Annotated in this window: 9 protein-coding genes; 6 read left to right on the forward strand and 3 right to left on the reverse strand. The window is 47.8% G+C overall.

Annotated elements, in window-relative coordinates:
- Window positions 1–43: 43 nt before the first annotated feature.
- The 3 genes from KGF65_RS10280 to KGF65_RS10290 all read left to right on the forward strand — a co-directional run bounded on the left by KGF65_RS10280 (window position 44) and on the right by KGF65_RS10290 (window position 4,021).
- Window positions 44–1,588, forward strand: coding sequence for a glycosyltransferase (locus tag KGF65_RS10280; protein ID WP_101872994.1), 1,545 nt, complete (start codon window positions 44–46; stop codon window positions 1,586–1,588).
- A complete protein-coding gene (gene asp1, locus KGF65_RS10285) occupies window positions 1,585–3,093 on the forward strand; it encodes an accessory Sec system glycosyltransferase Asp1 (protein WP_216748423.1) in 1,509 nt (502 codons plus the stop codon). The genes KGF65_RS10280 and asp1 overlap by 4 nt, the downstream gene beginning before the upstream one ends.
- Before the next feature lie 406 nt (window positions 3,094–3,499).
- Window positions 3,500–4,021: a hypothetical protein gene (locus KGF65_RS10290; protein ID WP_101872996.1), complete on the forward strand. Its 522-nt coding sequence runs from the start codon at window positions 3,500–3,502 to the stop codon at window positions 4,019–4,021.
- 150 nt (window positions 4,022–4,171) lie between these two features.
- Here KGF65_RS10290 and KGF65_RS10295 read toward each other — a convergent pair whose 3' ends face one another.
- A complete protein-coding gene (locus KGF65_RS10295) occupies window positions 4,172–5,002 on the reverse strand; it encodes a LysR family transcriptional regulator (protein WP_050340319.1) in 831 nt (276 codons plus the stop codon).
- 116 nt (window positions 5,003–5,118) lie between these two features.
- On the opposite strand from KGF65_RS10295, the gene KGF65_RS10300 reads away from it, so the two are divergent.
- Together KGF65_RS10300 and KGF65_RS10305 are read left to right on the forward strand one after the other, a co-directional pair.
- Entirely contained in the window at window positions 5,119–6,129 is a 1,011-nt protein-coding gene (locus KGF65_RS10300; RefSeq protein WP_101872997.1) for a YeiH family protein, read from the forward strand.
- An 81-nt stretch (window positions 6,130–6,210) separates the two neighbouring features.
- Window positions 6,211–6,774, forward strand: coding sequence for a GNAT family N-acetyltransferase (locus tag KGF65_RS10305; RefSeq protein WP_216748424.1), 564 nt, complete (start codon window positions 6,211–6,213; stop codon window positions 6,772–6,774).
- Between the two features lie 891 nt (window positions 6,775–7,665).
- Here KGF65_RS10305 and KGF65_RS10310 read toward each other — a convergent pair.
- Complete coding sequence (locus KGF65_RS10310; protein WP_216748425.1) at window positions 7,666–8,166, reverse strand: DUF4811 domain-containing protein; 501 nt, start codon at window positions 8,164–8,166, stop codon at window positions 7,666–7,668.
- On the reverse strand, window positions 8,163–9,647 hold the full coding sequence (locus KGF65_RS10315; protein WP_105924414.1) for an MDR family MFS transporter: 1,485 nt from the start codon (window positions 9,645–9,647) through the stop codon (window positions 8,163–8,165). The genes KGF65_RS10310 and KGF65_RS10315 overlap by 4 nt, the downstream gene beginning before the upstream one ends.
- Before the next feature lie 283 nt (window positions 9,648–9,930).
- On the opposite strand from KGF65_RS10315, the gene KGF65_RS10320 reads away from it, so the two are divergent.
- Window positions 9,931–11,118, forward strand: coding sequence for an MFS transporter (locus KGF65_RS10320; protein WP_101873000.1), 1,188 nt, complete (start codon window positions 9,931–9,933; stop codon window positions 11,116–11,118).
- Window positions 11,119–12,253: the final 1,135 nt, after the last annotated feature.

Here is a 12,253-nt window from a genome sequence, read left to right on the forward strand (position 1 = left end):
ATCGAAACCGTTAAGCAGAACGTCGTGTAAGGGAGCGAGAAGGATGTATTATTTTGTGAATACCAGCATTAACCCGAAAAAGTCGGGCATCGAACATGCTGAAATGAAACGGCTGGCGCTTTTTAACCAGCATCACGTTCCTGCTAAGATGGTGACCAGATTCTTTTCATTGTCATTACATCAAACCTTGAAGTCAGCGGGAATTGCGGCTGAAAATCAAATCAACTTATTTGATTTTATTCAACACAGTAGCCAGCAACCCACGACTGCAATGACCATTGATGACTTGCATTTGGCTACCGATTTACGGGTTGAAGCAGTGGGGAGAAATTACGAAGTTTATCAAGATAATCAATTATTAATGAAGGTCAACACGTTTGCCAATACGCAAAAGCAGCTGAACAATGTTCAGTATTACGACCAAAATGGTAAGTTAGTCAAGACTGATTGGTACGATACTCGCGGTTTCAAGGGGCTTGAGCAGTTTTATGCTGCTGATGGGCAAGTCGCGAGTGAACAAGTCTTTAATCCCGCTGGTGAAGTGGTTTATCAAACCTTTCATATGGCGGACCGGCAAAATCAAGTGCAAAATTCACTTTACCGGTTTATCAATTATGGTGGTCAAGACTGGTCGTTTACTGGTGAGACGGCGATGACGACGTTCTTTCTGGATGAGTTGAACCGGACGTCTAAGAATGCCGTCTTTGTTGTCGATCGCACCTATGAGTTAGCGTATGCCGCACTTCATATGCGGACGAAAGCCTTTAAGGTCATGCACTTACACAGTAATCACGTCAATGATCCAGCGCATCCTAAGACCGCTGGGCTGAATTTTAACTATGCCTATGCACTGAACAACCTCGACCAATGGAATGGCGTTATCGCTTCAACGGCGCAACAGACCGCGGACTTTCAGGACCGGTTTGGCAATCGACCGGCCGTATATACCATTCCGGTGGGCATCGTCGATGATGCCACGTTAGCTGCACCTAAACCTGCCTGGGAGACGCGCACGGCTGGTAAGATTATTTTTGTTGCTCGCCTCGCCGAAGAGAAACAGCAGGATCAAGTGATTCGGGCGTTCAAACAAGTCCGCCAACAGGTGCCAAATGCGACCCTTGATTTTTGGGGCTATGCAAATGGTGATACGGGTAAAAAGTTGCGCGCGTTAGTCGAGAAGTTGGGTCTGCAGTCAGCCGTGTCCTTTAATGATTACACGACTGATTTGACCGCGGTCTATAACGACGCTCAGCTGGCGATGTTGACGTCGCGTGCGGAAGGTTTTGCGCTCGCACTGCTGGAAGGCCAAGCTCATGGCGTCCCGCAAATTGCCTATGACGTGAAGTATGGTCCGCGTGATATTATTCGCGACGGGCAAGATGGCCGCTTGGTACCGGTCAATGATGAGGATGCGCTAGCCGCGGCGATGATTGATTTGTTGACGCATCCGAAGCAACTGGCCGCTTATAGCCAGCAAGCCTATCAAGATGCACAGCGCTTCAGTACGGCTGCGGTGTGGCAACAATGGCAGCCGTTAATGCAAGCGGCAACGGCTTTTTATCAAGGTGAGGGGGCAACGCAGCGATGAATTTTTTTGTCAATCAGTATTTAATGGCACTCAACTCGGGCGTCGAGCACGCTGAATTCAAACGGCTTCAGCTATTTCAAGCGCATCAGGCGCCGGCTAAACTGGTGACTCGCCAATTTGATGGTTTATTGCATCAGAACATGCGCCGCTTCAATATTGGTGACGATCAAATGGCCAATATGTTTGATTTCTTCCGTGAAACGACCAGTTATCCGAGTCAAGTCGTTAAGATGACTGATTTGAACTGGCCGGCAGCGTATGATATCAAACCCGACCCAAACGTGAGTGAAGTCCGCGCTGGGGACCGTTTGATTGCCAAGGTCCACTTTGTGCCAAGTACCGTGGGTCACGTCTACTTCATCGAAATCTTTGACCGTTTTGACAATCTTGTTCAGCGAACTGATTATGATGAACGGGGCTTCAAAGCACGTGATGAGTTCTTCTCGTCGGCGGGCGAACCCGTGACGGACATCTTTTATCGGCCGGATGGGCGGCGGATGGCTGAGCAATATTATGCCCATGATAGTAATGGGGCCAACTACGTCTCGTTGTGTCATTTGATGGATTATCAGGGCCGCGACTACTATTTCAATGGTGAACAGGAATGGTACCGGTTCTTCCTCGATGAACTGAACAAACAGTATGATGAAGATAACGTCTTTATTGCAGACCGGCCGTTAGCCGCCCAGTGGCCAGTCGTCAACATGCGAACAGCGGCTAAAAAGTATCTGTGGCTGCCGACGCCGCACGCGGTTGATCCACGAGATCAGGTCTATTCGAATCTGAACAACGCCTACGTTTACGGGCTCCATGAGTTCTTAAGTGCCTGGGATGGCGTGATCACGAGTACTGAACAACAAAAGCAGGACTTAACCCAGTGGCTTGGTGGGCATCCGAGTGTGCCAATTTTGGCTATTTCGGCCGCGGTAGTGACTAAACAACAAGATGAACGCACACCAATCGCCGTCAGTGACCGCCATGCGCATCAGATTATTTATACGGGGCGGCTGGATGCTGAACGGCGTGTCGACCAACTGATCACCGCTTTTGAACAGGTTCAGCGGAAAATCAAGGATGCCACCCTGGTCATTTATGGCTACGGGGGGATGCTGGAACAGTTAAAGCAGCAAGTGGAACAGGCTCACTTAGGTGCAGCGGTTACCTTTGCCGGCTACCAACCCGACTTAACCAGCGCATACGACCAAGCCGGCGCCTACGTTTATACCGGTGAAAGTGATGCGCAGCCGCTCTCGTTAATTGAAGCACTGAGTCACGGGGTACCGGCCATTGCTTATGATATTAATTATGGGCCAAAGGATATTCTCAAAGATGGTAAGAACGGCTATCTGGTCAAGGATGGCGCCATCAATCAACTCGTTCGAGCACTGACCCGGACGTTAGAAAGCCCACAGCGGCAACAACGTTTGAGCAAGGGTGCCTATCAAAGTGGTGAACAATATGCTGACGACCAAGTCTGGCAACAATGGCAGGCGGTTGTTCAGTAAGACTAAAATGGTCTGGCTGTCATTAGTCAGGCTATTTTTTTGTGGGTAAATGGGCATCGTGGCGATGGTTTGGTAAGTTCACAATGGTGATATTTTAGATGGATCGACAGGCATAGCAGACGGCTTAAATGCTGTTACAGTGGTATTTGTGACGTGCTGACTTTAACTATTGTTGGATGATTGAAGCTAGCTTCAAAATTTATCTGAGATAGGACTTGAGGTCAGAGCGGACAGGCGCTATTATTCACGCATGAAACTTGACTGGGTATCGAGTTTCATAGCCTAGTGATTGGAAGGAAAGTGACACAGATGCGAAAAAAAGAGAAAATTGTTGGCTTTTTATTAACTAGTAGCCTATGTTTGTCACTCGGGGGGGCCACTCTCGGTAAGCGCGAGTCATCGAAGTGTGCGCCATCGGCCAGTAACGACGTCGTTAACCCAAAATAATGGTAATTTCAGTCGTTTATCCAAGAATGTGCAACGGCAGGTTCATTTTACCTTTCAAGTGAATAACAACCATATCAGGCGAGACCGGCACTGGAATTATCTGATTGGAACGGATGTGAAAATCAACAACCGCTCTCCTAAGACAGTCACTTTTAACCTTAACCGCTTCACAGTGGGTGGCGTGAACTTGCGCGGAAAAAATCAGCTTGTAACGATTCGTGCTCATAAAAGTACCGTGCTCCGGAATGCCTTGACGGGCAGTGAACAGGCGTACACTATTCCGGTGGAAGAGATTGCATCACATCGCGACCTTGGCCGTGTCCAATTTAATTATCGCGGCTACGGCAAGTATCGAACGGTTGACCTCGCTCCAATGTCGTCAATCTTTGTGCCGCAACAACGCGGCATCAGGTCGATCGGATTAGTCTTCCATCACGCCCATCACAAAACGACGTTGAAATACGTTCTGAAAAAGTTCTAAGATGTTTAGTTTGTCGTATATTTGGAGCGGCTTGTTCATCTCGGTTTGATCATATTCAATCAATCAATGAGCCATTAAAGTAGGCCGGCGTATTAGAACGCCGGCCTTTTTGCGAGTGAACGATATATTTTTTGCAATCACCAATGCAGCTCACCCGTTTGACCAGGTCGTCAAATACTGCGTAATGGTGGCTTGTACCGGTCGTAGTGCGGCGGCTGGATGGTGGTTGGTGAGTAAGAAGAATTGGCGCTGGTAGTGACTGCTGAGCGCTTCGACTGGAATCGTGGGTGCGAGTACGTGGCGTGAAATAATCGTTTGCCCCGTGCCCCGGGCGAGTAGATCGGCAATCATTTGATTACTGTGAATGACCATGACTTGCTCGGGCTGAATGTTGCGTGCTTTCAAAAAAGCGTTGGTATAGTGGCGAACGCCGGAATTCGGTTCACGCAAAAGCCAGAGTGGACTGTTAAAATCGCCGGCGTGGACCAGTTCGTCATGACCAAATGCCAAACGGTTCAAGTGGTCTGTGACCAGCGGCTTTTCCACTAGACCAAAGTCGAGTTTGTGCTGCGACATAGCAGTCAGAATTTCCGCGGAATTAGCGAGTGTGACTTGAAAATCGAAGCGGTCACTGGCAGTGCTCAGTTCGGCCAAGAGTGCTGGCAAAATCAAACTCCCAGTCGTATGTGACGCCCCAATGCGGCAAGGCACCTTGACCAGTTGACGTGGTGAACGGACAGCCGTTTTAGTCGCGGCCCAGGTCGTTAATAACTTCTGCGCTTGTTGATAAAGTAGCTGGCCACTAGCAGTCGGTACGATTTCTTGACGGCCATTACGGGTGAACAGGGTTGTTTGTAAATCCGCCTCTAATTGTTTAATTTGAGTTGAAACGGTGGGCTGTGAAATGAAAAGTTGTTCGGCCGCGTGGGAAAAATTTCGCGTTTCATAAACGGCACAGAAGGTCTCCAATTGTTTGAACATACGTCTCCCTCCAAACTATTATGATTTTTAATAATAACTATCATAATAATTTATTTCTCAAATGTAAATAACTTTCGTATACTTAAACTCATCGGGATAGAGATGGGAGAAAGCGAATGAAGGTCAAAGGGATTTTACCAGGGTTACTGACGAGTCTTGCCATCGCCATTATTAGTCAATGGCTGGCACAGTTAGTCCCTGCGCTGGGGGCAGCAACCATTGCAATTCTGTTAGGAATTGTGGGTGGAAACACCGTTTTGAAACAACCGCAACTTGGTCGGGGGACGAAGTTTGCGGAAAGTAAATTGTTGGAGTATTCAGTCATGCTACTGGGTGCGACGATGACGGTCCAAACGATTGGCAAAATCGGCGGTCTAGGCGTGGTATTCATTCTGTGTCAGATGACGATCACAATCGTTGGCGCCTTGTGGTTAGGCAACAAACTAGGCTTTAGTCAATCGGTGCGGATGTTGATGGCTGGTGGAAACGCGGTTTGTGGTTCTTCTGCGATTGCGTCGATTGCACCAGTGATTGATGCCGATGAAGATGACAAGGGGACTGTGATTACGCTGGTCAATTTGATGGGAACCGTGCTGATGCTAACGCTGCCCGTACTGGGGATGGCCGTATTTGGCGGCAGTGTGATCCTCAAAGGGGCTTTGATTGGTGGGACTTTGCAATCCGTCGGTCAAGTGGTAGCCGCAGCAAGCATGGTAAATCAGACGACCGTGCAATTTGCTACGATTTTTAAAATTATGCGAATCATGATGTTAGTGGTCGTCGTGCTGATTTTTGGTCGCTTACATCAACGGACACTAGAAAACGAATTGGCTGAAGATGCGGTCGTCAGTGGCAACGGGAATGGTCACTGGCTCCCATGGTATGTCGCAGGATTTCTGATTTTATGTGCACTGAACAGCTTGGTTTCATTGCCAGCAATCGTTGGCACGACCGCGCATACAATCAGTAGTTGGTTTGAAATCATCGCACTAGCAGCGATTGGCTTACGGCTGAACTTAGTTAATTTCTTGAAAGCCGGGAAGCGCTTAGCGTTATACGGACTGGGCGTGGGGACGCTGCAGGTCGTAAGTGCGTTGATTTTGATTACGGCTTTGCTCCGACATTAGTTGATTTTTATCACTTAAATCGCAATAATGGTTAATAATTTAATTAATCATGATTGCGATTTTTTTGTCGAGAAAGCAGGGATGCAGATGTTAAGTTACCACGTCACACCAACGATTGAACTCCGGGCACCACTGCCACAGCAGGACGCACCGATGTTATTGGCATTATTAAAGGCCAATCGGGACCAGTATCAATATTATTTACCGTGGGTCGCAACGCTTCAGACATTTGATGATGAGCAGCAGTTTTTGATGACGGCTGAAGCGCAATTGGCCCGGAGCCAGGCACTCAACCTAGTCATTGTCGTTAACCAACAAGTGGCCGGGATGATCAGTTGTGACCATTTTGAAGACAGTGATGATAGTGCCAACGTTGGTTATTGGCTGGGTCGGCAATTTCAGGGGCAAGGCGTGATGGCAACGGCAGTCCGCGGTATTTGTCATTTGGGCTTTGACCACTATCACCGCCAATGGTTACGAATTCGTGCAGCCGTCGACAATCAAGCTAGCAATGCCGTCGCACGACGGTCAGGATTTAAATTTCTCAAAACCGAACCGCGCGGGCAACACTTATTAGATGGAGACCACGACGAGAACGTGTATGAATTAAGCGCAACGATGTATTATCAAGGCTTGCGGGAATAAGGTGTTACTGAAAGTGGGGCTTACCATTCTTAAGTTCAAAAGCAGCCAGCTGAGGCCCGCTGGAAACAAGGCGAGTTAGCGTAAACCTGATTTGATAGCTGCGTCCTAGGCTGGCTTCCAGGCATTCTGGGCAATGGCCGTAACGTGGTGGACACAGATTTAAGCCGACAACCCACGTCTTAAATACTGGTCTTTCACTAACCAAGCACAAGACGCTTGCCAAGTGAAATTTCATCACTTGGCCTTGCCCAGAATACCTTCCAGCCGGGACAGTATTCGAAAGGCAGACATGTGCAAACTCAACTTTTTGATGAATTGGTCGTTGATTCTTAGAAACTAGTTATTTTGATATTTAACTGTAAGACTTGTTTCTGATAATCGCTAAATTAGCGTACTCGTGTTTTGCTTTCAGAAGCCAGAAACATTACCGAACATGGGTCGCATAAACTCTAGTCGCCTGAGCTGAAAAATTTCTGAATGCTCAACGACTGGAAATTAGCAAATAATGCTTAGACAAGCGCATTAACATATAAATGTTATAACTCACCATCGATAACGATTCATAAAAGTTTGCCTGAAGAGCCAGTCTCCCAACATTCAGTAGCCAATTGCGCCAAATTAAGTGGCCGTTTATCCGCCATTCGAGCGGCTTACGTTCCAGCAATTGTCAGCCGGGCCCGGAAGTCGGAGTAGGAAGATCACCGGCAGACGAACAGTAAGCTAAACAATTAGCAAGGTTCAATCAGTTATAATGCTAACAACAACTAGCACGACGCACAGATAGTGAATCCATCATTCTAACAACACATTCAAAAAAGGAACGCCCAACTGATTTTTTCAGTTGAGCGTTCCTTTTTATAACTAATAGTTGTTTGCTAAGTAACCTAATGATTAACTTTTAACCGTAATCACTTGCCAAGTTTTGGGAATTGTAAATAAATACTGACGTGCGACGACCTTAGTCTTGGTATTGCCAAGGCTGAAGAGGACGCGCGCCCAGTGGCTTTTGAACTGCCAAGTGGTCGTTCTGATCTGAACTTGAGCAGGCACTCCAGTCGTGAGCTTAGTTGTGGTCGTGGTTGCGGCGACCGTGCGGCTGGCTTTTGTAGCACTCGCGACACGGTATGCGATGACGCGCTCCGAACCAGTTCCTAGTTGTTGAACGCGTAATGCGGTGCGTTTCGACTGCAAGGGAGCCAAATCTTGGATTTGCGTCTGTGTCACTTGATGCATGCCCCAGTGATAATTATCGTTCAGGATGAGGGCACCGAGTCCACCAGCGATGATTAGACCGCTAATGAGCGTCGTGAGGACACGCGTGCGACCCGCTCGGGCAAAAATCATCGCACCGGCAAAGACAAAAGTGGCGAGAATCAATAACACGATAATCATGCGGCATCATCCTCCTGACTGAGTGTGGTCGAATGGTTGGCCTTCAAGAAGTAGGTCAAACCAAAGCCAATTGCACAGAAAATCAGAGAAACGACGAACGCCATGTGATAACCCGTTAAAGTTGCCGTGATACCAGCTTGCTTGTATTTCAGCGGCGCTTGGGTCAAGAGGTGGTGGGCTGGCATTTGCCACTTGGCCACACTCGAGTAGACACTGATGAGGACGGCGGTCCCCATTGAAGCAGCGACTTGCCGTAACGTATTGTTAGCGGCAGTCCCGTGAGAAATCAAGCGGAATGGTAATGCGTTGATACCAGTGGTCGTAACGGGCATTGTTACCATCGTTAGGCCAAACATCCGGATCGCGTAAACGACAATGATCCACAAGATAGGAGTTGTTGCGCTAATCGACAGGAAGAAGGCGGTTCCGAGTGTTAATAATAACATCCCGGTCATCGCAAGTCGACGAGCGCCGATATGGTCGAAGATACGACCAGTAATCGGGCTCATGATTCCCATCATAATGGCACCAGGCAATAAAATCAGTCCGGAGTCCATGGCTGAACGGCCCAGTACCGTTTGAATGTACATCGGTAAAATCATTTCGACACCCATCATGGCCATGTAGGCGAGGGCGGTCAAAATGGCGGATAAGGTAAACGCTGGAATCTTAAAGACGCGTAATTCCAATAATGGCTGATCCATATGAAGCTGCCGCCAGACGAAGAGACCGATGAAAATTAGGCCGATGACTAAGGTTGTGAGTACGATTGGGTCGCCCCAGCCGGAATTGCCGACGGATGAGAAACCGTACAGCATGCTACCAAAACCAATCGTGGAGATTAATACCGACCACCAATCAATCGGTTGTTTGGATGTCGGTAATACCTTTCGTAAGGTGAATAGTGACACGATAATCACGAGAATATTGATTGGCAAGATGAATAGGAAGAGCGCCCGCCAAGAATAGTTATCAATGATCCATCCGGAGAGGGTCGGACCGATGGCTGGTGCTAGACCAATAACGATTCCGGCCGTTCCCATCGCTGAGCCCCGTTTTTCTGGCGGGTAGACCGATGACATGATGGTCTGAAAGACGGGTGCGGAAATTCCGACCCCCATCGCCTGAATCATTCGGGCAATCAGTAACATCTGAAAGTTAACGGCGAAGTACGCCAGCGTCGTTCCCAGGCCAAAGATGACCATGGCAGTTAGGTATAAATATTTGGAATTGATTCGGGTGAGTAACCAAGCACTGACCGGAATCATAATACCCATAATCAGCATGAAGCCGGTGGTCAACCACTGAACAGCGGTTGCGGAAATGTGAAAATCAGTCATTAACGTTGGAAAAGCCGTGGTCAACAACGTTTGAGTGATAAAAGTCGTAAACGTTCCGACGAGCAAAGCCAACACTAACCAAGTCCGGTGGTAAGGTTTGCCGTTTGCATCGAGCGGTAACGTTGAATTCTGAGTTGGCATAGTACCGTCCTTTCTTTTTATAGATTCTGTAATAATGCACAATCAATAAGTATAGCGCGATGCGCGGGTCAAGCCTATTGATTGGTCCCAAGCAGACGTGCGAAAGGGCGGATTTGCGTGGTAAAATAAGGATTATTGCAATAAAGGAGTTTATGATGAACGATGAATAATTCAATGGAACGGCCCGTCGACCGGCAATTAAAACACTGGTTGATTATACGGGTCGAACAAGCCTTCTAATTTGAAGATACAGTCAATCTTGTAAATTAGGAAGGAAATTAACGTGAATTCAAAATCTTTAAACAAAAGTACCGTCTTATTAATGGCGATTTCCGCGGCAATCGTGGTCGCCAACATCAATTACATTCAACCAATCGAAGCGGACATTGCTCAGCAGTTCAACCTTGCTAATGCCGTCGTCGGAGCGGTGGCGATGCTGACGCAATTAGGCTATGCATTTGGTCTGCTATTGATCGTACCGATGGGTGATATCATGAATCGGCGCACACTCATTATGCGGTTACTCGTACTCGCCATTGTTTCAGCATTGCTGGCATTTGTTGCGCCCAATATCTGGGTGTACGCCATCGCCAGTGTGTTGATTGGGGTCACCTCAGTCGCACCACAAGTGATTATTCCATACGCGGGCTTCTTAGCCCCTCGGCAGCAACGTGGTCAAGTATTGGGGAATGTTTTGAGCGGACTGTTAGTCGGGGTCTTGCTGTCACGGACGGTGAGCGGTGTGTTGGCCAGCTACCTGCCATGGCAGATGGTTTATCTGATTGCTGCCATTTTGATTGCGGGCCTGTGGGTGATTTTATGGCAAAAATTGCCCCATGATCCAGTCACTGCACATGCCACCACTTATCGGGAAATGATTAAAACGGTCCCGAAGTTGTTGCGTCGCTATCCAGTTTTGCGTGCGTCTGCGGTCAACGGGTTTGTGCTGTTTGGTGTTTCCAATATCTTCTGGGCGACCTTGGTCTTCTATTTGCAACATCAATATGGCTGGGGCAGTCGTGAAGCCGGTTTGCTGGCCTTATTAGGTGTAACGGGGGTTCTTGCAGCCCCATTGATTGGTCGGCTGGCGGACCGTTTTCATCCACGAACGATTATTGGACTGGGGTTGGTGTTGTCTACACTGGCCTACGTCGTCTTCTGGTTAAGTGGAACCCACATCGCTGGACTAATTGTTGGCATCGTGATTCTTGATTTGGGGACCCAATTCGGACAGGTCGCCAATCAGGCGCGCATCCAGAGCATCGATGTCCATGCTAGCAGCCGGTTCAATTCCGTCTTCATGTTCGGTTACTTCATGGGCGGGGCGCTCGGTTCGTTTTGCGGTAACGTCTTGTGGAACCTAGCTGGTTGGAACGGCGTTTGTGGATTAGCCGTCGTGGTACTGGTGATGGGCTTTTACGCGCACTTCATCCATTATCCACGCGTGGTGGCACGTCAGGCTCAGAATTAGTGCCACGACGAGAACTAGACATAGAGATAAGTCGCAATGATTGTTGTGAATGTTGTCAGGATTGATTGACTAAACGTGCAAGTCGCACGAAAGGTTTCAAAAACTTGGTATCAGATTTATCTAAAGCAATTGAACGAAATTAAAGATTCAACTGGCATTAAAGGAATCAATGAAAGATTGTGTGTGGCGTGGCGTTTGTGGCGGCATAGTGGACTATTTTCAGACGTCTTCGATTTGAGTCAGATTAGTCTTCTTATTTGGTGGAAGCAGCTTCTTTTGGATTGACCTATATTCGGCTTAAAAAATTACTAGAGGACACGCATTGTGCTAGTTAATTTGTCATGATTCATGGCTAAATCATGACAAGTTGGCGTCCTGTTCGTCAGCCGATGCGCGTCTTAGGCCGACCTCCGGAGCTGGCTGACAACGCTGGAACAGGGCGGACATCGATTTGAACTCACGCAGAAAAACACTGCGTAATTTCAAATACGAGTCTTCTTCTAGCCCGGGAAATTCACCCGGACAAGAAGAATTTCGCCCTTGAGCATTGGCAGCCAGCCCCTCCAGTCGGGAACCCGCTCGAATGGCGGATGAACGACCACCTATCTGGGTACAACTGACCACTGAATATTAAGTGACTGGTCCTTCAAGCAAACTTTTAATCGGAGTCAATAATGCTTTATCACACTTAATCACTGAAAAAATCAGTTGAATTTTATTCGCAAGATTCAACGGACAGTGGCCTTGAAATGAGTTGATTAAATTGCCGTCGTTTGGAATTCGAGACTTTGCTATCTCCAACGACTAGAGAAAGTTCTGACAAATTCAGTGAAACCGCGATTCGAAAAGTTAAAACATGGGTTAGGAAGCTTAGCTATCATTAGAACCAGTCTGACAGTTGAATGTCAAAATGACTTTGGACTATGAATCAACGACTAATCTAAGAAAAAGTTGAGTTCGCACACGTCTGCCTTTCGAATACCATCCAGGCTGGAAGGTGTTTCTGACAATGCTCAGCGATGAAATTTCACTTAGCAAGCGTCTTTTGCTTGGTTAGTGAAAGACCAGTATTTAAGACGTGGGTTGTCGGCTTAAATCTGTGTCCATCGCGTTCCAGCGTTGTCAGAAATACCTG

This window comes from Lactiplantibacillus sp. 30.2.29, assembly GCF_018991255.1.
In the GTDB taxonomy this organism is placed as follows: domain Bacteria; phylum Bacillota; class Bacilli; order Lactobacillales; family Lactobacillaceae; genus Lactiplantibacillus; species Lactiplantibacillus pentosus.

Coding starts and splice junctions, on each gene's coding strand:
- KGF65_RS10280 (WP_101872994.1), top strand. CDS start 44: ATGTATTATTTTGTGAATACCAGCATTAACCCGAAAAAGTCGGGCATC.
- asp1 (WP_216748423.1), top strand. CDS start 1,585: ATGAATTTTTTTGTCAATCAGTATTTAATGGCACTCAACTCGGGCGTC.
- KGF65_RS10295 (WP_050340319.1), bottom strand. CDS start 5,002: ATGTTCAAACAATTGGAGACCTTCTGTGCCGTTTATGAAACGCGAAAT.
- KGF65_RS10300 (WP_101872997.1), top strand. CDS start 5,119: ATGAAGGTCAAAGGGATTTTACCAGGGTTACTGACGAGTCTTGCCATC.
- KGF65_RS10305 (WP_216748424.1), top strand. CDS start 6,211: ATGCAGATGTTAAGTTACCACGTCACACCAACGATTGAACTCCGGGCA.
- KGF65_RS10310 (WP_216748425.1), bottom strand. CDS start 8,166: ATGATTATCGTGTTATTGATTCTCGCCACTTTTGTCTTTGCCGGTGCG.
- KGF65_RS10315 (WP_105924414.1), bottom strand. CDS start 9,647: ATGCCAACTCAGAATTCAACGTTACCGCTCGATGCAAACGGCAAACCT.